We start from the raw sequence: 19,837 nt of genomic DNA, 5'->3' as shown, positions 1-19,837 counted from the left end.
AGGTCCCTCCACTAGGGTCTACTCATGGCTGACTTCGACCCTGTGACGAAAGCCGTCGTGCCCGCCGCGGGTCTGGGCACCCGGTTCCTTCCGGCGACGAAGGCGACACCCAAGGAGATGTTGCCCATCGTCGACAAGCCCGCGATCCAGTATGTCGTCGAAGAGGCGGCCTCCGCCGGTCTCCTCGACGTCCTCATGGTCACCGGCAAGAACAAGCGCTCGATCGAAGACCACTTCGATCGGGCGTTCGAGCTGGAGGAGGCCCTTGAGGCCAAGGGCGACGAGCAGCGATTGTCGCAGGTCCGCGAGCCGGCCTCGCTGGCGACTCTGCACTACGTACGCCAGGGCGAGCCCAAGGGGCTCGGGCACGCGGTGCTCTGCGCCAAGCACCACGTCGGCGATCACCCCTTCGCCTGCCTGCTCGGCGACGACCTGATCGACCACCGCGACCACCTGCTGCGGCGCATGATCGAGGTGCGTGACACGTTCGGCGGCAGCGTGATCGCGCTGATGGAGGTGCCCAAGGAGCAGGTCTCGCTCTACGGCGTGGCCACCATCGAGGCCACCGCGGAAGAAGACGTCGTACGCGTGACCGACCTGGTCGAGAAGCCGCCGGCCGACGAGGCGCCGTCCAACTGGGCCATCATCGGGCGTTATGTGATCGATCCCGCGGTGTTCGAGGTGCTGGAGCAGACGCCGCCGGGGCGGGGCGGGGAGATCCAGCTCACCGACGCGCTGCGCACGCTCGCCTCGCGCGGCCGCGACGAGGGCGGGCCCGTGCACGGCGTGCTGTTCAGGGGGCGACGCTACGACACGGGCGACAAGCTCGACTATCTGCGCACTGTGGTGAAGTTCGCGGCGGACCGGGACGATCTGGCGCCGGATTTCGTGCCGTGGTTGCGGGAGTTCCTCGATGAAATCAGTTGACGCGCATCTGGCCGAGATCATGGCCACTGTACGTCCGCTGGCCCCGCTGGAGCTGGAGCTGGAGCAGGCTCTCGGCACGACGCTGGCCGAGGACGTCACCTCGCCGGTGCCGCTGCCGCCGTTCGACAACTCGGCCATGGACGGGTACGCGGTCAGGGCCGAGGATCTGTCGGAGGTCCCCGTTACGCTGCCGGTGATCGACGACGTGGCGGCCGGCTCGGTCGAGCTGCGCGCCGTCGGGCCCGGCCACACCGTGCGCATCATGACCGGCGCGCCCATGCCGGCCGGGGCCGACACCGTGGTGCCGGTCGAGTGGACGGACGGGGGCACGGTCTCCGTACGCATCGACCGCCGCGCCGAGGTGGGCAACGCGGTCCGGCGGGCCGGGGAGGACGTACAGGCCGGAGAGATCGTGCTCAAGGCGGGCACCCTGATCGGGCCCGCGCAGCTCGGGATCATCGCCGGCGTGGGGCGGCGGCGCGTGCTCGCGCGCCCGCGTCCGCGCGTCGTGGTCGTCTCCACCGGCGCCGAGCTGGTCGAGCCGGGCGGCACGCTCGCGCCCGGCCAGATCTGGGAGTCCAACAGCTACACCTTGGCGGCGGCGGTGCGCGAGGCGGGGGCCGACGGCTTCCGCGCCGGATCCGTCGGCGACGATCCCGCGGTGCTGCTCGACCGGCTCGACACGCATCTCGTGCGAGCCGATGCGATCGTCACCACCGGCGGGGTGTCGATGGGGGCCTACGAGCCGGTCAAGGAGGCCCTGTCGCCGCTGGGCACGGTCCGGTTCGAGAAGGTCGCGATGCAGCCGGGGATGCCACAGGGCTTCGGCGTGCTGGGGGAGGACGAAGTGCCGATCTTCGCGCTGCCCGGCAATCCGGTGTCCTCGTTCGTGTCGTTCATGCTGTTCGTACGTCCCGCGCTTGACCGGATGCGCGGGCTGCCCGGCGGCCTGCCGGAGACGGTCACCGCGACGGTCACCGGGCCGCTGCGGTCGCCGTCCGGCCGGCGCTCCTACCTGCGAGGCGTGCTGGCCTCGGACGGCACGGTGACGCCGGTGCACGGGCAGGGCTCCCATCAGCTCGCCGCCCTGGCCCTGGCCAACGCGCTGATCGTGGTGCCTGAGGATGTGACCGAGGTGGAGAGCGGGTCCGCCGTGGAGGTGGTCCGGCTGTGAGCCGAGTGGAGGGTGGCTGTGGGTGAGCTGACCCATATCGACGAGACCGGTGCCGCGCGCATGGTGGACGTGTCGGCCAAGGACGTCTCGGCCCGCACCGCCACGGCCACCGGCCGGGTGCTGCTGTCGGCCGAGACGGTCGCGCTGCTGCGTTCGGGCGAGGTGCCCAAGGGCGACGCGCTGGGGGTGGCCAGGATCGCGGGGATCATGGGGGCGAAACGTACGCCTGATCTGATCCCGCTCTGTCATCCGATCGCCCTGCACGGGGTGAAGGTCACGCTCGACGTCGAAGACTGGGGCGTGGCGATCACGTGCCGGGTGAAGACGGCCGACCGTACCGGGGTGGAGATGGAGGCGCTGACGGCCGTCTCGGTGGCGGCGCTGGCGCTGATCGACATGGTCAAGGCGGTCGATCCGGGCGCGGTGATCACCGATGTGCGGGTGGAGGAGAAGCTGGGCGGCAAGACCGGCCGGTGGACGCGGGAGCAGGGCTGATGCGCGCGCTGGTGATCACGGTGTCGAACCGGGCCTCCGCCGGGATTTATGCGGATAAATCCGGGCCGTTGCTGGCCGAGCTGCTGCGGCAGGAGGCCGGCTGCGAGGTCGAGGGGCCCGTGGTGGTGCCCGACGGTGAGGCGGTCGAGCGGGCGCTCAGGGAGGGGGTGGCGGGTGGGTACGAGGTCATCGTCACCACCGGGGGCACCGGGCTGACGCCGCTGGATCTGACGCCGGAGATGACCGCCAGGGTGATTTCTCGGGAAATTCCTGGCATCGCGGAGGCAATTCGGCTGGCAAATCGCGACAAGGTGCCTACGTCCGTATTGTCGCGAGGGCTGGCCGGGCAGGCGGGTGACACCTTGATCGTGAATTTGCCCGGATCGTCCGGTGGGGTACGGGATGGCGTCGCCGTACTCGCGCCCATCCTGCGGCACGCGGTCGATCAGATCCGGGGCGGCGACCACCCGCGCTGAGCCGGGTCGGTGATCGCGCCGGCGATCGGCGTCCTGAGGGTGAATCGCAGCTCCGCTCGCTGATCCGTGGCGCCATCGTGCCCGATCGGGGGATGATGAGGGGTGTGGATCGACTTCGTGGCTGGCCGGCGACCCTGAACGAAGGCCCCGTGGGCCTGCGGCCGCTGCGGCTGGGCGACGTACGCGTATGGCGTGAGACCAGGCTGCGCAACGCCGACTGGCTGCGGCCCTGGGAACCGAGCAACCCCGAGACCCCCCTGTTCCGGACCGGGCTCGGCCCGTACATCTCCATGGTCGGCACCCTGCGCCGCGAGGCCAGGCAAGGGCTGGCGCTGCCATGGGTGATGACCTACAACGGCCGCTTCGCCGGCCAGCTGACCGTGGGCGCCATCGTGTGGGGGTCTGCCCGTTCTGCCCAGGTCGGTTACTGGATCGACGGCGCCGTGGCGGGCAACGGGGTCACCCCGACCGCGCTCGCGATGGCCGTTGACCATTGCTTCTTCACCACCGGATTGCATCGGCTGGAAGCGAACATCCGTCCCGAGAATCAAGCCAGCCGTAGAGTGGTTGAGAAGCTCGGTTTCAGGGAAGAAGGCATTCGGCGTCGCCAACTCCACATCGACGGAGCCTGGCGCGATCACATCTGTTACGCGTTGACCGTCGAGGACGTACCTGGCGGGCTGCTCGTGCAGTGGCGTCGCGCGCGTGAGTCAGCGGCTCACGGGGGGTCCTCCGTCGAAGAGGTTTGACGATCTCGCGACACACCGCACCGAATGCTCGTCAATTAGTGACACGCGGTCTTACGGTGCGTGACGTGAGCACATTCAAGGCGCGACGAGCACATCCGCGTCTTTGTGCTGCCCGGAGGTGGCCGTGAGTCCTGTCCTCCTCTACATGGCCATCGTTGTTATGTGGCTCTGTGTCCTGATTCCCATGTGGCTGCGTCGGGACAAGACGAACCTCGCCGAACTGGCCGAGCTCGAAGAGTATTACACCGGCGAGCACCAACTGCCCGATCTTGACAATCTCGCCCCCGATTCCGAGGACTACGACGGGCCGACGCCCGCCGAGATCGAGAAGGTCGACGTCCGCCAGTTCCGCTTCCGGCGCCGTGCCATCATCGTCGCCCGCCGGCGCCGCCTGCTCTTCTTCACCGCCCTGCTCGTGCTGGCCTCCGTGGTGACGGCTTCGGTCGAGATGATGCCGTGGTGGGGCGTCGCGCCCTCCATCGTCGTCATGCTGACGTACATGGCGTTTCTCCGCATCGCCGTACAGGTCGACAGGGAACGCCGCGAACGCGCCCGCCAGGCGCGCGCTGAGCGCCTGCGACGGCAGCGCGAGCAGCAGCGGGTCGCCGCCGAGGCGGAGGCCGAGGTGATCGATCTCACGACGCTGAACGGGGACGTCCTGTTCGATCAGTACGCCGAACCGCCGCGGCGGGCGGTGGGGGACTGAAACGGTGGCGCGAGGACCCTCTGAAGTTTGCTAATCTGGTCGAGTCCTTGGGGATGTAGCGCAGTCCGGTAGCGCACTTCGTTCGCATCGAAGGGGTCAGGGGTTCGAATCCCCTCATCTCCACTCAGGTCAAAGGCCGTCTCTGTGATCGCAGAGGCGGCCTTTTGATCTTCATGCAGCAGCAATGTGCAGCAGTCGCCTTGCCCGTGATCTTCGGCGTTCCTCGCGTTCCTGGCGGACGAGATCGGCAATGTACTGGTCAGTCGCGTCAACGTAGCCCTGTCCGGCAAACTGCCACGTGGTGATCACCAGAGTGGAGGAGTCCACAGGTTGCCAGCGGTCTCCGCCGTGTTCTTGGGCTTGCTGGCGGCGAAAGGAGCACCTGACCTCGCGCAGTGCGCCGAGCGTGGTGGAGTAGCGGCGTGACTTGGTGGAGAAGTGGCCGCGATAGCCGAGCATGTGAGCCCACGAGCGTAGCCGCAGGCCCGTCAGCTTCGGATGAGCGTCGCTGTCGCCGAGCTGCCAGCAGGTATCGATCAGACGGCGTTGATGGTCCGTCAGCGCCAGGCCGTTGATGTCGGCGCGTTCCTTGATCCGCCGGTCCACGGTGCCCTCGGTGGTCGCGCCCTTGGTGGCGTACTTGGCGATGTAGCCCGCTACCTTCTCCTCGGTCATCTCCGTGCCGGTCAGTTCCTCGGCGACGATGGGCGCCACATCGATTTGACGGCCGAAAGCGATTCGGTGAGAGCCGCCCGCGGCTTCCTCCTCTGGTGAGGTGACGAAAGCGCCGGCCGCTGCGGCCCGGATCCCGGATGTCAGCAGTTGCACGGTGGCCCAGCTGGGAGGATCGACCAGCGCGCCGTCCGAGTCACGGCCGTCGAGCCGGATGACGGCATGGAAGTGCACCATGCCGCGCGCCTGGAACTCGGCGACCTTCGCGAACGACACACGCGCCTGGCGGTTGAACGCCGCCTCTGTCAGGCCCGCCAGGTGAGCCAGTTCGCGCCGCAACCGCAGGGTGAAGCGCTGCCACAGGCGGCCTGCTTCTGCGTTCCACAGCACGTGCCCGGCATAGTCGTAGCAGTCCGCACACAGCGGTTGCCCCACCAGCTCGTCACCGAGCTCGTGCCGATCTGTGCAGGACAGGCGGCGACCGTGCGGGCATGTGGGCGCGCTACGGCGGGGATGGCACGGCGAAGACTTGCGGTCGCGGCCTGCCGAAGGTCGATGAGCGTGTACCGGTCCGAAGCTCGGTGCGGTGAAGGTGGCCAGCACCCGGGGATGCTGTCGCACCGACCCGGGTACGCCCTTGTCCTCTCCGAGCAGGCCCGCGCGGATCAGGTGGAAGGTGTCGGCCCGGTAGGTCTCCGCGCACGACGGACACCGGGAAGCGCGCCGGTTGCCGCACGGCACCAGCATGACCGAGCCCGGCTCACGGCGTGTCGAATAGGCCAGCCGCACCCGCCCGTCCGCGAGCATGTGCCGGACATCACCACGGACCCGGATCGGCTGAGCACAGCCGCCCAACCGTGACAGGGCACGGTAACGGCCCGCCAGATCGATAGCCTCCGGGAGCGGCATCAGCGCCGCCTGAGCGCTCACCAGCTACGCCCCGCCGCTTGCGCGTTGATCACCACCGTCGGTTCCAGGTCGATGGCTAGTGCAACGACCGCGTTCGCGGCCCGCACCGCCTGCGCCGACCTGCCATCGCCCGGCTGAGGCTTCTCGGCCAGCGCCTGCACCACCTCGTTGCCACCCAGACGTTCCACACCTTGCGCCACCCAGCGCAGAACGCGCGTGACGGAAAGATCTTTCGCCTCGGCACCGCTCGGCATATCGGAGGCGTACAGCGCCACCGCGATCTCTTCCGGCAACAGATCTTCGATCACCTCGAACCCGCGAGGCCCGCGTCCGCCGCTCATCCCTGCCCCTTCATCGCGCAGCGCCCGCAACGAACCCGTATCGGCCGGCCCTTGCGGTCCCAGGCGTCGTAACCGCCCGCCCCCTTGCACCACTTGCAGGTCTTCTTCTTCTCGTGACGTCCGCCCATGGCGAATCAATCTCCCTCCTCAATCAGGTGACTGGAGAACCGGAGCGGCCGACCGCCGCCAAGCACAGCCGCTCCGAAGTTGGTCACTCGCCGCTGCATCCCTTGCGGCATCCTTGATTCGGCCCGGCATCGCAGAACGGGCAGGCGATGGCGAGCGCCTGCTCCAGCGCGTCCAGGAACACATCAGTGGGCAGCTCGTTGATCTCCTGCTCAGTCAGAATCCGCATCGTGTGCACCCCCGCCTCACCGCTCGATCCAACCGTTGTCGTCGCAGTTCCAGCCGTGCGGCTTGGGACGACACGGCTGTCCAGGAGTCGCGCCGCAGACTTCGCACGTCCGCTCACCGATGCACTCGTCTGCCAGGGCGTAGAACGCCCACATCGCGTCGATGACCACGCGCTTACGAGGAAAGAGCGCTTCTTCTTCTGCTGCCCGGACGGGCCTTTCCGCCTTCATGCCACGTCCCGTGCTGCGCGCTCGGCCCGGTACGCCAGATACTCGGCCCACTCAGGGTTGTACGCCAAGCCCCCCTGTGCTCCGCACAGCTTGCTCGCAGACGCCTTCCTCAGAACCACATAAGGCGTGGTGGGGAACTTGAAGGTACGCTGAACTTGCATCGCTGGAGACTCCAAACTCTCGATGCTGCTGGCCTCAGCGGGTGGCCGCCCGCTGGGGCCTTCCTTTTGTCGGCACCCCTTCCTGGCTGTGACGCTCGTCACTTCTCCCTTGGCTACCGACCACTTGCAGCTCTATAGTGTTCTAGAGCGGTAGAGTAGTCAAGGGGCTATTTTAAAGTGCTCTAGAACGGGGAGGTTGCGGACATGAGCGAGAACCCTACGGCGCTCCCGCCGTATCGCCGTATCGCTGCGGCGATCAAGGCTCGTATCGATCGAGGCGAGCTCCAACCAGGTGACGCCATTCCGTCTGTACGCGAGATCATGCGTACGGAAAACGTCTCGACCGCCACGGCTACCCGCGTCGCCGCCGTCTTGCGCAACGAGGGATACGCCGAGTCAGTCCCTGGCATTGGAACGATCGTCACGAGGCCCCGCCAACTAACGACAGGTCCTGATCGACTCACCATGCTTCGAGCCACAGGGGACGGTCTACGGCCAGGCGAACGTACAGAGATCCTTTCTGCTGAGCTGGCTCCGGCTCCAACCCACGTGGCTGACGCCCTCGGGCTTGCCGCAGATGATCCCGTTGTACGCCGCCAACGTGTCTACTATGACGACCTCGGAGTAGTCGCCCTATCCACATCCTGGCTACCTGGCTCCCTTGCAGACGCCGCGCCCGAGCTGTTGGAGACCGTCCCCCTCCCCAAAATGACCTTTGGCTTGATCGAGGAGCGAACAGGACGACGTGCCGTCCGCCGACGCGACATCGTTTCGATTCGAGCGGCTCCTGACGATGCCTCGACCGTCCTCGAAGTCACTCCTGGGACACCTGTGCTCTCCATGACAAACCAGTACTGGGACCAGCATGGAGAAAGCACCGAATATGCAACTGACTTCCTAGGTCAGGGGCGCGATCTACGCGCCGACTACGACATATAGACAACATCGCACTTGCCTGCGGGGAAGGATCCTTGGCGCTGCGTCCGTTACAACTTTGCTTACGTCTTCAAGCCGCCTACGGCGGGAGGACGCCGAGGGATGCGGAGCGGCAGGAGGAACAGCCTCAAGATCGTTAGCGAGCGGTGAAGATCCACGGGCGGTAGCCGCTCGTTCCACAGAGGCTCCACCAAAGACCGCAGGGAAGCCGTCAGGGCAGACAGCAGGACAGCACGGCAACCACCCACGGCCCCAGCCAGCTTGGAAACCCGAGAAGCCTCACAGAGCCAGGCGCCAGGCAGCCCAAGCCCCGCCCCTACCACTCCTGCCCTTGCCAACACACACACCACCGCGGGGAAGGACGCAACAGCGGTCCGGCCCCTGCGCGCTCGCTCGCGGCGGCCCGGCTCGTTCCGGCCGGCCACCGCGGCGGCGCGCGTGCCGACAAGCGGCACACCGTGAGCAGAGACGACGACTTGGGCAGCTTGCAGCATGACACCGCTCCGCGTCCTATCGATCTTCCGCCACACAGCAAGGGACCGCCAGGCGGCCACCGCACAGCCCCACACGTCAGCAACGACAAAGGGGCGGAGAACACTCGCGGGCTTACGCCCGAGGATGCGGAACCGCACGGTTAGACGGCCGGTTCCGGGGCTTACCGAATTGTTGCGGAGCCGGATCCATGGGGACCCCTCCAAGATCGCAAAAGGGGGGCGGGAGGGGGAGAACGCGGGCAGGGGCGCTGCCCCTCCCCAATTAGCTGACCATGGTAATGCCCCCCTTTTACGATCTTGCCCCATGGATCCAGCACCACCGCAACAATTCGTCAATCCCCTCTCGCGTGCGGTCCGCACGTGGTAGAGGTAATCCATGCTTCAGGACATCGCAAACCTAAGTCAGGTCTTAGGATTTCCCGTGTCACTTCTAACACTGTGGTTCATGATCTTCCCTGAACATGTCCAGCGAATCGCGCCCCTCCTGTCTGCACTTGCGAGGGGTCTCCACGAACTAGTGCTCATTACGGCTGGCTTCCTGGTCGAAGCCATATCGCCTAGATTCATTTGTTCAGGGATGCTCTGACACATCCCACCACAGAATATGCCGGGGAACGATCACCGTACTCGATTTCACTACTGTTCCCGTCTTAGCAACTCAGGCTACGATCGGCATCGAGCGGTAAGCCCTCTCCTAAAGCGGATTCCGGCTTGAGGTTTATGCAGCACCGAAGTGCAGCAACCCCACCGGCTGCACGTGGCCGATCGCGTCCTCCGCTGCCTGCTCAACTACTACGGTGACCTTCGTTGACGTCCATGCCTGTAGTTCGCATCGAAGGGGTCAGGGGTTCGAATCCCCTCATCTCCACCAGGAAGATGCAGGTGAGAAGGGTCTTTGGAGCAATCCGGAGGCCCTTTTCTCATGTCTGGAAGTCGATGGGAGCCAGTCGGGGAGCCATCTCACTTGGACTCTCTACCCGTGTCGGCTGTCGCCGAAGATGGTGTTCATCGTCTGGGCACCTTTGGTGATCACCGGCCGTAGCTGGTGCCGGTAGACCGCCTCTGTGACGCTGGTGCCCGCGTGCCCGACGAGATCGGCGATGGTCTCGATGGGAACGCCCTGGTCACTCATGATGGAGACGAACGAGTGACGCAGTTCGCGGGGACTCCAGGCGGTTCCGAGTTCCGCTCGTTTGGTGATCCTGCGAAACGCCCGTCGCATGTTCGAGGCGTCCAGCGGAGTGCCTATGTTCGTGCAGAACACCATGTTGTGATCTTGCCAAGCCTCGCCGGCCTTGAGCTTGAGCCGGGCACGCATCCCCTCCACCTGGCCGCGGACATCCTGCAGGCCCAGCGCCCGCACCACATCCCGCGCCGCCCCTCTGGGATGATCTTGAAGATCCGTTCCCGCCGAGCGAAGGGGCCCCTGCTTGAACACCGGACAGCCGCCGACCGACGACCTGCGCGAGCATACCGGCGACTGATAAGCAGCACGCAGTGGCTCAGCGTAGGCATGTGCTGGACGGTAATGGTCCCCGACGGCGGTCGAGCGTTCACCCTGGACCAGGTTGCCGCCCGGCTCGCCGGGAACACGCCCTACCAGGTGCACGAGCCGGCGTCGCTCGACGCCATCGGGCCACCCGAACGCGACGCCTACCCCATCCTTGTCGACCAGTGCAGCTCGACCACCGTTCTCTTCGAGTGGGACTACCTCGGGGCAAACCCCGCCGTGCTCCGGCGGCTCAGTGAGGGAGCACGCGTCCACAGCGCCTGGTGGAACGTCAACGCCAACAATCTGCTGAGCTTCGCGGCCCGAGGCGAGCACGTCCTGGCGATCAACGCGCGCTTTCCCGGGAGGCAGGAACACCATGCCGGCCTGGCACGATGGCCCGAGCTGCAGGTCATGGAGGACTTCTTCGCCGCGCCCGCGCCCGAAGACCCCGACGAGGAAGAGGACGAGGACGACCTCGATGACCGCGCCGACTACGACTGGAGGGCCGCCTGCCTGGCAGTCATCGACCGCAGCACCGGGGCGCGGCTGACCGGCGAGTGGCTGGAGCAGCCGCATCCCTACGTGACGGTCCGCATGCCGGACGCGACCCGCTGAGAGCGGGTCAGCGCCAGAGCTGCGTACGCGGGAAGCGACGTCGCCTGGAGCGGCTGTCCATCGCGCGTGAGAAGCTGACCGCACTGGAGGCGGCCGACGAGTCGGCGGAGGCAGGGCGCGACTTGCTGCTGCTCAGAGGGATTTGCGGAATGAGGAGTCATGGGCCGGAGCGCGCCTCGGGTGAAGCGCAGGAAGTCTCCGCAAGAGAAGAAGCGGCTGAGCTACACCAAAGATCGTCGCAACGACTACGGCGAGAATGACAAGAGCTCGCGCAAGAGCATCCGGCGCAACAAGCGGACGCCCCATCGGGCCAATCGCCATCGTGATCATCAGGTCCTCGAAGCTGCCCGAGGCGCCGCCGACGAGCAGTCGGGCGAAGCTGCCGAAGAGCGTCTGTACGCGAGGCGGCCGAAACGCTGGAAGAAGGTCCGCGATGCGCCTCTTGGCGAGATCTTGCTGGGGCGTATCGAGCGTCGGGTGAAGCGGGGCATCCATGATCCGGGAACTGGTCGGAAGCGCATCCGCCGTATTCGCCGGCGGCAGAAGGTTTGACGACTGCACGGTCAGAGGGACGGGAAGCGGCTTTCATCTGCCAGTCGACGGCTCAAGAGGCGACGCGGGCCGGTGCCCTCGTCTCCAAGACGATCGTCGGGGTTGCGCAGTACGCATCGATCGATGGAAAGGCATCCGCAGCCGACGCAGTCGGACAGCTTGTCGCGCAGGCGGGTGAGCTGCTCGATGCGGGTGTCGAGTTCGGCGCGCCATGAGGCGGATAGGCGGGTCCAGTCTTCCCTGGTCGGTGTGCGCTCCTCCGGAAGGCCTGCCAGCGCCTCGCCCACCATGCGCAGTGGAATGCCGACTCGCTGCGCCACCCGGATGAAGGCCACCCTGCGCAGGGTGTCGCGAGAGTAGCGTCGTTGGTTTCCCGCGGTTCTGCGGCTGCGGATCAGGCCCTTCTCTTCGTAGAAGTGCAAGGCGGTCACCGCCACGCCGGAACGGGCGGCGAGTTGCCCGACGGTGAGCTCCTTGGCGTCAAAAGGGGGTTTCGTCACGCCTCTCAGGCTAGAGCTTGACCTCGGCTATAGTCGAGGTTTCATGCTTGACGAGTGACAAGATCCCCTGCGGACACCGCCCCGCCCACCACTGGCCGTGCTGGGCGACGGGAATGGATCGGGCTTGCCGTTCTGTCCATTCCCGCTCTCCTGGCCTCCCTCGAGCTGACCGTGACTCACCTGGCGCTGCCGGCCATCGGCAGAGCGCTGGCAGCCGACAGCGCTGAGCTGCTGTGGATCGTGGATGTTTATGCCTTTCTGCTCGCCGGATCGCTGATCACCATGGGTACGCTGGGCGATCGGATCGGCCGCCGACGCCTTCTGCTGATCGGCGCGGCCGCGTACGGCGTCGCATCTGTGCTCGCGGCCTACGCTCCCAGCGCGGGCGCGCTCATCGCGGTCCGGGCGCTGCTCGGAATCTCTGGCGCTACGTTGATGCCGTCCGTGCTCTCCCTGACCGTCGCCATGTTCCGGGATCCGCGGCAACGCACCGTCGCCGTCGGGATCGTCATCGCCAGCGTGTCCGGAGGCACCGCGATCGGCCCTCTCGTGGGCGGGTGGTTGCTGGAGCGCTTCTGGTGGGGGTCGGTGTTCCTGCTCGGCGTGCCGGTGATGGCGCTGCTCCTGGCGCTGGGGCCGATCCTGCTGCCCGAGCGACGCGACGCGGGGGCAGGGCAGTTGGACCTGATCAGCGCCGCACTGTCACTGGCCGCGGTGTTGCCGGCGGTTTACGGTCTCAAGCAGATCGCCGCCGACGGCCCCGGCTGGTTGCCCGTGCTCTCCGTCACAGTCGGGCTGCTGTTCGCCGTCGTCTTCCTGCGCAGGCAGCGCGCGTTGCGCCACCCGTTGATCGACCTGCGGTTGTTCGCGAACCGGGCGTTCAGCACCGCCGTGGCCACGCTGGCGCTCGGCATCTTCGTCTTGTGGGGTTTCAACTACGCCTTCGCACAATATCTGCAGTTGGTACGCGGGCTCTCGCCGCTGGAGGCCGGTCTGTGGACGGCGCCTTCGGCTGTCGGGGTAATCGTCGGATCGATGCTGGCCTCCAGAATCGTGCGCTGGATAGCCGCGGGAACGGTCATCGCGGCCGGACTGGCCCTGGCTGCCGCCGGCTTCGTCGTGGTCGCTCAGGCGGGCATGACCGCCGGGACAAGTGCCCTGGCTCTCCTGGTCACCGGAGCCATCATCGTGTCCGCTGGGCTCGGTCCGATGATGGCGCTGGCTACCGATCTGGTCGTCGGTACCGCACCCCCCGAACAGGCCGGCGCCGCCTCGGCGATCTCCTCGACCGCGCCTCAACTCGGCGGTGCACTCGGCATCGCGGTCCTTGGCAGCGCCATCGCCGCGGCGTACCGAAGCGAAATGAGCCGCGCTGTCGTGGCGGGCCTCCCCGCAGAAGCCGTGTCCGCCGCGAGGGAGAGCCTGGGTGGCGCTGTGACGGCGAGTCACGTTCTTCCCGACCTGCCCGGGGCCGTGCTGCTCAGCGCAGCCCGTGAAGCGTTCACCACAGGATTTCAGCTGAGCGCCGTAGTCAGCGCTGCGACCATGGCAGGCCTGGCCGTCGCGGTCGCGGTCATGCTCAGGCGCGAACGAGTCGGCGCCAAGCCGACCGCCCGACGTTGATTCGGACATTCACCAGCACCCGCGCGAAGGCACAATCCCTCATGAATCCAGAACGTCTCAGACTTGCGGTGATCATCGGCAGTGTCCGAGAGGGCCGGTTCGGTCCCGTCGTGGCCAGGTGGTTCGTCGCGCAAGCGGAGCGCCGTCATCGCCTGCAGGTGGACGTCATCGACCTGGCCACGACACCCTTGCCGTACGCCCAACAGAGCCGACCCGTACCCGACGGGGTGTACGACTCGCCACTGGTTCGCTCATTTGCCGCCCGGATCCGTATCGCAGATGCTTTTGTCATCGTCACCCCGGAGTACAACCACGGCTATCCAGGTCCGCTTAAACTGGCGATTGACTCTGTCTGTCCAGAGTGGCACGCGAAACCGGTTGGATTCGTCGCCTATGGCGGTATTTCCGGTGGTCTACGCGCGGTTGAGCAGCTCCGGCCTGTCTTCGCCGAACTCCAGGCAGTGACCATCAGGAACACCGTCAGCTTTCACCGGGTGCACGGTCAGTTCGACACGGACGGAAACCCCAAAGACCCCGATACGGTCAACACCGCGGCCGCGGCGCTGCTTGACCAGCTGACCTGGTGGGCCGCAGCTCTGCGCAATGCCCGGGGTCACCTGCACCTGTGAGAAATGGGGTAGCCAGGTTCCGAGGCTGGGCTGATCGGGGTTTCCGAATCAGGTTCGTCCCGGATTGAGAGCCACGGAGCAGGTGCCCCGGAATGCGCGGGTGGTGTCAGGGCGCTGGTGGAGTCGTCCTGCGGTCTCTAGTGGACTCCATCACGACGGACACCCGTTCACGAGTGGCTGAGGTGATTGCGTCCTTCCCAGGGTCGACCGGCCTGCTTCCCATTCCCAGCGGCGCCGCTTGAGGGCCGCCGTCAACAGTTGAGCGCGACGGTGGTCCGGGGTCGGCCCGAGGCGGGGTCCAAGGCAATGGGGAACGTTCGTCCGTCGGTCACCCGGATCTCAACGGAACTCGGCCCCGTCCACTTGACCGAGTCGAAGCCGTCGTCGGTGTCGTCGTCGTTGAAGCAACCGAGTTCCCACTCCCTGCTGAGCAACCCGTCGTCTCTGCGGAGGCTGAGCCGCATCACCGTGTCCGGCCCGAAACCCGCCGGCGACTCCTGGAGCCGGATCCTGTACGGGGCGGGCCCGTCGACGAAACCGGTCTCCTCGATAGCGGTGAACGAAAGGGCGACCAACGCCACGAACAGCGCGCCACTCGCGCCCAGCCCGGCGATGACGGCGATCAGGACGCGTAGCCATCTCCACCGCAGCCCGAGGGCGGCGCATGCCATCAGGAGGCAGGCCAGCGCACCGAACGCGAACGGATGGTTCAGATGTTCCCTCAAGAGCACCAGGTCGGAGTCGTGGAAGAACGCCAGAACTGCGAGGCCGCCCGCGCAGAGCGAGGCGGCCGCCAGGACGAGTGAGCGAGGAGGCATGGCGGATCCCATCGGAGAGGTGCCACCGAGATCATGGCAGGACCGCGGTGCCGTAACCCCCGTGCATGGAATCGCGGCGAAACCCGCACAAGAGGCTGGGAGATCATGGCCACCGGTTCAGCCAACGGGCCCTCGGGCTGCAAGGCTTTGTCCGGTTTGGTCGAGAGGCGTTCCAACACCTACGCGGGCTGCAGGCCGGCGACAAGGGTGAAAGAGAACCCTGAGACGCCGAGGCTGCTTCGGAACTCCTCCCACCAGAGGTAGTCCAGCGTTGTCGCATGCGTCATGGACGGCCTCGCTCCTGTGGTCGATGATGCGGACGCCCACACTGGTGGCGAGCACCGACGCGATCGCCGAGCGGCTAGTTCCAGGCGCCAGGCACCTGGTAGGGCACCTTGCCTTCGAGTTGCTTCTGGTCGAGTACCTCGCTCTTCAGGGGCAGCGCGACGGTGACCTGCCGTCCCCAAGCGGAGTAGCGGGTGTCCGCCTCGACGCGGAGCACGGATCCCTTCCAGTGGTGCAGGATGCCCTTGGCCGTAACGCGTTCCACCAGTCCAGCCGTGCTCAGACGAAGGGTGTAGGAGATGGTGCTGACGGGCTTGCTCCAGGAATAGCCGCGAAAGCGCGAGGCGAAGGGACCGGATACCTTGACCAGTTTGTCGGCCTTGATCGTGCCCTTCACCACCCCGCCCCGCCAGGACGTGCGGTGCGCGAGCAGCGCTTTGAGCGTGGCGGGCTCCAGGACCTCCAGCAACGGATTGCTGGCAGACAGATCGGTGTGGGAGTAGCGAATCCAGTTCGTGCCCTTCGGCAGTACGTCGGCGAAGCGGGGGCTTGAGACGTAGTCGTCGTAGCCTGACGAGATCACTCGCAGGGGCGTCTCTTCCATGGCGGCGTCCTCCGCCATGCCGAGTTTCTTCAGTCCGGCCTGAGCGGTCTTGCTTGCAGGTGCTGGGACGTATCGGAGGCGATCTCGCCTTGCGGCCCGAACCCCACCATGCCATCCAGATTCAAGGTGTAGTACACGCCGCGACCGTGATCCACCTTTGTCTTGGACACGACGTTCACGCCCTTGCCGCGGATCAACGCCGCTAGGAGCGCCGTTACCGGGTTGGCCTCGGGGGCTGCCTGCGCAGGGGTGGCGACGAGCTGTGCCAGACCCGCGATCAGGATTGCCCCCACGGGGGTCCGCTTCATCACGATCCCCTGGAAATAGGTCGGAGGGACGCAACAATCTTGTGCATAAGAGATCAACTGTCAAGCCAAACCGCGATCATGGACGAACGGAACGCGGCTCGCTTCCGACCTCTCCACGGCGGCCTTCAAACGCCTGCCGGCCTCGCTATCGGCGCTGTGTCGGACGATCTCTGGCTGGGAGCGCTTCGAGCCGATGAAGGGTGTCGTCGGCTTCGGTGACGGCAAAGTGGTGGCGACCGGCCTCTGGGACCACCAACTGGAGGAGGCAGGTGTTCGCCTTGTTTGCATCGGCGAACGCCTTTCTGCGCGGGATGAACACGCCGACTGGGAAATCGATTGGCGGCTGTGGATCGGCAAGGACGGCCTCGTACGCCGGGCCTGATCCAAGTGGCGTGAGCCGCTACCAGATGAGGTGAAACACCGCGGCGCGGGTCAGGAATGGATGGGTCTCGGGCCTGATGCCGCCCCCGTATGACGCCCTTATGACTGCTTTATGACGGCTGTTGAGGAGGCTGATCTCCACAACGCGCGATCAAACGCAGGAGGGTGATGCAAATGACGGGGGAAATCCGCAAACCGCTGGCTGTATTCGTGCTGGCCGCGCTCACCAGCGTCGGCCTGGCCGGGGCAGCTCAGCCCGCCAACGCCGACGTCTCGTATTCGAGGGGCCGCGTCCAGACATGCAGCTCCCGTTCCCGTGTGAGCAGAAGTGGCGCTTGAACACTTGGGGCCATGCCCCGGCGCTGGACATGGTGCGGGAACCGCAGAGACTGACGAAGGGGTCGAAACTCCTGGCACCTGCCGCCGGGACGGTGATCATGTCGCGGAAGTACGAATACGCCGGCAACGTCATCAAGATAAATCACGGTGGTGGCTGGTACACCGTCTACCTCCACCTGGATTCTCGCAGCGTCCAGGTCGGCGCTCGGGTCACACAGGGCAGTGTTCTGGGATTCGTGGGGAACACGGGGAAGAAGAAAAACGGCGAAAAATACACCCCTCATCTTCACTTCGAGACCTGGTACGACAAGAACGGCGACGGGCGGACCGGCTGGGGAGGGCCGGGGAAGGAACGGGTCCCCTCCGTGTTCAACGGCGTACCTTATCCAGGGCCGGAATACTTCAACGTCGTCAGCCGCAACTGCGGTTACGGGGAGATGGGCCCGCGCTGATCCGTTCAGCGGCCGACCCCAGGGCCGTTCTTGAAGGCCGATCGACCGAGGCGACGCGCCGGGACGGTGCCCGAGGATGTCGCGGCAGGCGATCAGACCCAACTGGCGCGAGTCCTGTGAGCGGGACATGTTGTCCTCGGCCACCGCGACATGCCCGGCCGGCACATGTGACACGTCCGGCAGGGCCGGGACGAGCCAGATCCGGCAGCGGGTCGTCGGCGATCGCGACGACCCGCTTGATCCGGTGCGGCACCTGCTCGTCCGCCACCCAGAAAACGATCACGTCGCCACGACGAGGGCCACGACGAGGGCCACGACGAGGGCCACGGCGCAGCCGCCGCGCCAACAGGCGCTGGTCGTCCCGTAGGGTGGGCGACAGGCTGTCGCCCCGCACGGTCACCCTGATCCACCCGATCATCGCACCCTCTCATCCTGGTATCCGCCGGCCTGGAGGTGGAACAACCGGGCGTACTCTCCGCCCGCGTCCATCAGCTCGTCGTGACTGCTCTGCTCGGCGATCCGGCCGTCGACCAGCGTGACGATCAGTTCCGCGCCGCGCAGCGCGGACTTCCGGTGGGAGATCAGCAGCCGGGTACGGCCCTCCGCGTGCCGGCGCAGGGTGGTGTGCACGCGGTGCTCACCCTCGGTGTCCAGCCCCGGGGCCGGCTCGTCGAGCACGATCAACTCGGCGTCGGTACGCATCAGGCAGCGGGCCAGGGCCACCCGCCACCCCGATCCGGGCGCGCAGCGCCGCGAGGTCCAGCTCGCGGAGGTCCACGCCGCTCCAGGTGATCGTGCCGCGCTGCGGGTCGTAGAATCCGCGCCACATCCGGCCGGGGCAGATCGCGATGATCGAGATCATGGAGAATCCGGTCACGCCCACGGTGGAGCGTCCCGGGGTGGCCTGGGCGTTCAGCGGGCGGCTGACGACCGGGCCGGTCGCGCCGTGCGAGGTCGTGGCGGACCAGTCGGCGGGTGAGATCGGCGACGCCACACCGCCGCCCGGCAGCTAGTTCAGCAGCCGCGGGGCGGGTGAGCGGGAAGGCCAGGGTGATGTCGTGAGCTTGCGTTCGAGCGCGCTCGAACGCATAGCGTCCCCGCCATGACGACACAGACCTGGATCATCACCGGCGCGTCCCGCGGGTTCGGACGCGCGCTGGCGCAGGCGGCGCTCGCGGCGGGCGACCGCGTGGTGGCTGCGGTACGCCAGCCCGAGAGCGTCGCCGATCTGGAGGCGGCCTACCCGGACGACTGCCTGATCGCGACGTTCGACGCCAGGGACGTCGCCGCGGCCCCGGATCTCGTACGTGACACCCTCGACCGCTTCGGTCAGCTCGACGTGCTGGTCAACAACGCGGGCCGGGCCGTGGTCGGAGCGGTCGAGGAGGTCGGCGACGCGCAGTTGCGCGACCTGATGGAGTTGCACCTGTTCGGCCCCGCCGCGCTCGTCAGGGCGGCGCTGCCCGCGATGCGTGCGCGGGGCACCGGGACGATCGTGCAGATGAGCAGCCAGGGAGGGCGGACGTCGTTCCCCGGCGTGTCGGCGTACTCCGCGTCGAAGTTCGCCCTCGAAGGCTGGTCCGAGGCCCTGGCCGGGGAGGTCGCGCCGTTCGGGATCCGGGTGCTGCTCGTCGAGCCCAGCCGGTTCAGGACGGGCTTCAACGGGGGCGACGTGCTCGAGTTCGCCGAGCCGTCCGCGACCTACCGCGACCTGCTCGCCGGCGTCCGTGCGGACATGGCCGGGACCGACGGCCGCCAGGAAGGCGACCCGGCGCGGGCAGCCGAGATCATCGTCTCGCTCGCGCACGGCGACGAGGTGCCGCTGCGGCTGCCGCTCGGGCGCGAGGCGGTCGAGCGCATCTCGCGTGCCTACCGGCGCGGCCTGGACGAGGTCGAGCGGTGGGCCGAGACTGCTCGCGGTGCCGACTTCGAGGGGGTCTCCGCATCGGTACGGCCCGTCTAGGCTCGGGGTCATGGCCACCGACGAGCTGATGACCAGGGCGCTCGACGCGCTCGGGGACGACGGTCCGCTGTCGGCGGAGGCGATCCACCGCCTCGCCGACCTGGCCGATCTGCCCGAGACGATGACGATCGCCGACGTCGCCGCCCTCCTCGGCATCTCGCCCCACACGCTGCGCTACTACGAGCGGGCCGGGCTGGTCGAGGTGGCCCGCGACGGTCAGGGTCATCGCGTGTACGACGCCGAGACGGTTCGGCGCCTGGTGTTCCTCACCCGGATGCGGCTGTCCGGCATGCCGATGCGCGATCTGCAGCACTACATCTCGCTCGTCGACGCCGGCGGGCACACGGTGCCGGAGCGGCTCGACGTGCTGGTCGAACATCGCGACACCATCCGGCGCCGGATCCGTGAGCTGACGCTTTCCCTCACGGCGGTCGAATACAAGATCGCCACGTACGGGGGCTCGACCGGGCCGGACGTCCAGGACCTCGGCACCACCGACCGTACTGCGCTGCCGGACGAGCCGGTGCGACGGGCCCTTCCGGCGGAGTGAAGGACACCCGGCCTGCGGGAAACGATCTTCACGGCCTGTCCACGTGATGGTTGCGTCTGAAACGTGCCAGTGTCTGCTACTTCATCCCTGCTTGGCTGGGTG

26 protein-coding genes, 1 tRNA gene and 1 pseudogene are annotated in these 19,837 nt (G+C 67.0%); 17 read left to right on the top strand and 11 right to left on the bottom strand.

Annotation, left to right across the window (positions count from 1 at the left end; translation table 11 throughout):
- Positions 1 to 24 precede the first annotated feature (24 nt).
- The 7 genes from galU to AB0C27_RS39545 all read left to right on the top strand — a co-directional run bounded on the left by galU (position 25) and on the right by AB0C27_RS39545 (position 4,650).
- Complete coding sequence (gene galU, locus AB0C27_RS39575) at positions 25 to 927, top strand: UTP--glucose-1-phosphate uridylyltransferase GalU (RefSeq protein WP_357855461.1); 903 nt, start codon at positions 25 to 27, stop codon at positions 925 to 927.
- On the top strand, positions 914 to 2,101 hold the full coding sequence (gene glp / locus AB0C27_RS39570) for a gephyrin-like molybdotransferase Glp (protein WP_357855458.1): 1,188 nt from the start codon (positions 914 to 916) through the stop codon (positions 2,099 to 2,101). The genes galU and glp overlap by 14 nt, the downstream gene beginning before the upstream one ends.
- Before the next feature lie 18 nt (positions 2,102 to 2,119).
- Positions 2,120 to 2,596, top strand: coding sequence for a cyclic pyranopterin monophosphate synthase MoaC (gene moaC / locus AB0C27_RS39565; RefSeq protein WP_346111086.1), 477 nt, complete (start codon positions 2,120 to 2,122; stop codon positions 2,594 to 2,596).
- The gene (locus AB0C27_RS39560) at positions 2,596 to 3,072 is read left to right on the top strand and encodes a MogA/MoaB family molybdenum cofactor biosynthesis protein (protein WP_357855455.1); all 477 of its coding nucleotides are present in this window, start codon (positions 2,596 to 2,598) and stop codon (positions 3,070 to 3,072) included. Before moaC ends, AB0C27_RS39560 begins: the two co-directional genes overlap by 1 nt.
- Before the next feature lie 95 nt (positions 3,073 to 3,167).
- Positions 3,168 to 3,821, top strand: coding sequence for a GNAT family protein (locus tag AB0C27_RS39555; RefSeq protein WP_181307538.1), 654 nt, complete (start codon positions 3,168 to 3,170; stop codon positions 3,819 to 3,821).
- A gap of 184 nt (positions 3,822 to 4,005) precedes the next feature.
- Positions 4,006 to 4,527: a hypothetical protein gene (locus AB0C27_RS39550; protein WP_357855452.1), complete on the top strand. Its 522-nt coding sequence runs from the start codon at positions 4,006 to 4,008 to the stop codon at positions 4,525 to 4,527.
- A 49-nt stretch (positions 4,528 to 4,576) separates the two neighbouring features.
- Positions 4,577 to 4,650, top strand: a tRNA-Ala gene (locus AB0C27_RS39545).
- A gap of 48 nt (positions 4,651 to 4,698) precedes the next feature.
- On the opposite strand, the gene AB0C27_RS39540 is transcribed toward AB0C27_RS39545, so the two are convergent.
- The 4 genes from AB0C27_RS39540 to AB0C27_RS39525 form a co-directional block, all read right to left on the bottom strand.
- The gene (locus AB0C27_RS39540) at positions 4,699 to 6,129 is read right to left on the bottom strand and encodes a replication initiator (protein WP_357855449.1); all 1,431 of its coding nucleotides are present in this window, start codon (positions 6,127 to 6,129) and stop codon (positions 4,699 to 4,701) included.
- Complete coding sequence (locus AB0C27_RS39535) at positions 6,126 to 6,449, bottom strand: hypothetical protein (protein WP_357855446.1); 324 nt, start codon at positions 6,447 to 6,449, stop codon at positions 6,126 to 6,128. Before AB0C27_RS39535 ends, AB0C27_RS39540 begins: the two co-directional genes overlap by 4 nt.
- Positions 6,446 to 6,577, bottom strand: coding sequence for a hypothetical protein (locus tag AB0C27_RS39530; RefSeq protein ID WP_357855443.1), 132 nt, complete (start codon positions 6,575 to 6,577; stop codon positions 6,446 to 6,448). Before AB0C27_RS39530 ends, AB0C27_RS39535 begins: the two co-directional genes overlap by 4 nt.
- An 83-nt stretch (positions 6,578 to 6,660) precedes the next feature.
- A complete protein-coding gene (locus AB0C27_RS39525; RefSeq protein ID WP_357855440.1) occupies positions 6,661 to 6,804 on the bottom strand; it encodes a hypothetical protein in 144 nt (47 codons plus the stop codon).
- A 594-nt stretch (positions 6,805 to 7,398) separates the two neighbouring features.
- On the opposite strand from AB0C27_RS39525, the gene AB0C27_RS39520 reads away from it, so the two are divergent.
- Positions 7,399 to 8,133, top strand: coding sequence for a GntR family transcriptional regulator (locus AB0C27_RS39520; protein WP_357855437.1), 735 nt, complete (start codon positions 7,399 to 7,401; stop codon positions 8,131 to 8,133).
- Positions 8,134 to 9,597: 1,464 nt separating this feature from the next.
- Here the strand turns inward: AB0C27_RS39520 and AB0C27_RS39515 are convergent.
- Positions 9,598 to 9,990 carry a tyrosine-type recombinase/integrase gene (locus AB0C27_RS39515; protein ID WP_357855434.1) on the bottom strand — a complete coding sequence of 131 codons (393 nt, stop codon included), beginning with the start codon at positions 9,988 to 9,990 and terminating at the stop codon, positions 9,598 to 9,600.
- A 147-nt stretch (positions 9,991 to 10,137) separates the two neighbouring features.
- Here AB0C27_RS39515 and AB0C27_RS39510 point away from each other — a divergent pair, with 147 nt between their 5' ends.
- Positions 10,138 to 10,731, top strand: a complete 594-nt coding sequence (locus AB0C27_RS39510) for a DUF6461 domain-containing protein (protein WP_357855431.1) — start codon at positions 10,138 to 10,140, stop codon at positions 10,729 to 10,731.
- Positions 10,732 to 10,911: 180 nt separating this feature from the next.
- A complete protein-coding gene (locus AB0C27_RS39505; protein WP_357855428.1) occupies positions 10,912 to 11,283 on the top strand; it encodes a hypothetical protein in 372 nt (123 codons plus the stop codon).
- 11 nt (positions 11,284 to 11,294) lie between these two features.
- Here the strand turns inward: AB0C27_RS39505 and soxR are convergent, their stop codons facing one another.
- Positions 11,295 to 11,783 carry a redox-sensitive transcriptional activator SoxR gene (gene soxR, locus AB0C27_RS39500; protein ID WP_357855425.1) on the bottom strand — a complete coding sequence of 163 codons (489 nt, stop codon included), beginning with the start codon at positions 11,781 to 11,783 and terminating at the stop codon, positions 11,295 to 11,297.
- A gap of 54 nt (positions 11,784 to 11,837) precedes the next feature.
- Between soxR and AB0C27_RS39495 the strand changes: the two genes are divergently transcribed.
- Both AB0C27_RS39495 and AB0C27_RS39490 read left to right on the top strand, forming a co-directional pair.
- Positions 11,838 to 13,406 (top strand): MFS transporter, encoded by a 1,569-nt coding sequence (locus tag AB0C27_RS39495; RefSeq protein WP_357855422.1) that lies wholly within the window; start codon positions 11,838 to 11,840, stop codon positions 13,404 to 13,406.
- A gap of 68 nt (positions 13,407 to 13,474) precedes the next feature.
- Entirely contained in the window at positions 13,475 to 14,035 is a 561-nt protein-coding gene (locus AB0C27_RS39490; RefSeq protein ID WP_357855419.1) for an NAD(P)H-dependent oxidoreductase, read from the top strand.
- A gap of 251 nt (positions 14,036 to 14,286) precedes the next feature.
- On the opposite strand, the gene AB0C27_RS39485 is transcribed toward AB0C27_RS39490, so the two are convergent.
- The 3 genes from AB0C27_RS39485 to AB0C27_RS39475 form a co-directional block, all read right to left on the bottom strand.
- Positions 14,287 to 14,853 (bottom strand): hypothetical protein, encoded by a 567-nt coding sequence (locus AB0C27_RS39485; RefSeq protein ID WP_357855416.1) that lies wholly within the window; start codon positions 14,851 to 14,853, stop codon positions 14,287 to 14,289.
- 361 nt (positions 14,854 to 15,214) lie between these two features.
- Positions 15,215 to 15,742 (bottom strand): hypothetical protein, encoded by a 528-nt coding sequence (locus AB0C27_RS39480; RefSeq protein WP_357855413.1) that lies wholly within the window; start codon positions 15,740 to 15,742, stop codon positions 15,215 to 15,217.
- Between the two features lie 29 nt (positions 15,743 to 15,771).
- Entirely contained in the window at positions 15,772 to 16,050 is a 279-nt protein-coding gene (locus AB0C27_RS39475) for a hypothetical protein (protein WP_357855410.1), read from the bottom strand.
- Positions 16,051 to 16,243: 193 nt separating this feature from the next.
- On the opposite strand from AB0C27_RS39475, the gene AB0C27_RS39470 reads away from it, so the two are divergent.
- On the top strand, positions 16,244 to 16,432 hold the full coding sequence (locus AB0C27_RS39470) for a hypothetical protein (protein WP_357855407.1): 189 nt from the start codon (positions 16,244 to 16,246) through the stop codon (positions 16,430 to 16,432).
- A gap of 334 nt (positions 16,433 to 16,766) precedes the next feature.
- Positions 16,767 to 17,222 carry a M23 family metallopeptidase gene (locus tag AB0C27_RS39465; RefSeq protein ID WP_357855404.1) on the top strand — a complete coding sequence of 152 codons (456 nt, stop codon included), beginning with the start codon at positions 16,767 to 16,769 and terminating at the stop codon, positions 17,220 to 17,222.
- 274 nt (positions 17,223 to 17,496) lie between these two features.
- Here the strand turns inward: AB0C27_RS39465 and AB0C27_RS39460 are convergent.
- Positions 17,497 to 17,640: pseudogene (locus tag AB0C27_RS39460) on the bottom strand (hypothetical protein); the annotation flags it as partial.
- Complete coding sequence (locus tag AB0C27_RS39455; protein WP_357855401.1) at positions 17,637 to 17,945, bottom strand: hypothetical protein; 309 nt, start codon at positions 17,943 to 17,945, stop codon at positions 17,637 to 17,639. The pseudogene AB0C27_RS39460 and the gene AB0C27_RS39455, both read right to left, overlap by 4 nt.
- 137 nt (positions 17,946 to 18,082) lie before the next feature.
- On the opposite strand from AB0C27_RS39455, the gene AB0C27_RS39450 reads away from it, so the two are divergent.
- The 3 genes from AB0C27_RS39450 to AB0C27_RS39440 all read left to right on the top strand — a co-directional run bounded on the left by AB0C27_RS39450 (position 18,083) and on the right by AB0C27_RS39440 (position 19,735).
- Positions 18,083 to 18,235: a hypothetical protein gene (locus AB0C27_RS39450; protein WP_357855398.1), complete on the top strand. Its 153-nt coding sequence runs from the start codon at positions 18,083 to 18,085 to the stop codon at positions 18,233 to 18,235.
- A gap of 89 nt (positions 18,236 to 18,324) precedes the next feature.
- The gene (locus tag AB0C27_RS39445) at positions 18,325 to 19,185 is read left to right on the top strand and encodes an SDR family NAD(P)-dependent oxidoreductase (RefSeq protein ID WP_357855395.1); all 861 of its coding nucleotides are present in this window, start codon (positions 18,325 to 18,327) and stop codon (positions 19,183 to 19,185) included.
- 10 nt (positions 19,186 to 19,195) lie between these two features.
- Positions 19,196 to 19,735 (top strand): MerR family transcriptional regulator, encoded by a 540-nt coding sequence (locus AB0C27_RS39440; protein WP_357855392.1) that lies wholly within the window; start codon positions 19,196 to 19,198, stop codon positions 19,733 to 19,735.
- Positions 19,736 to 19,837: the final 102 nt, after the last annotated feature.

The organism is Nonomuraea sp. NPDC048882 (assembly GCF_040649755.1).
Classification (GTDB): domain Bacteria; phylum Actinomycetota; class Actinomycetes; order Streptosporangiales; family Streptosporangiaceae; genus Nonomuraea; species Nonomuraea maheshkhaliensis.
This window is presented reverse-complemented; position numbering and strand designations above follow the sequence as displayed.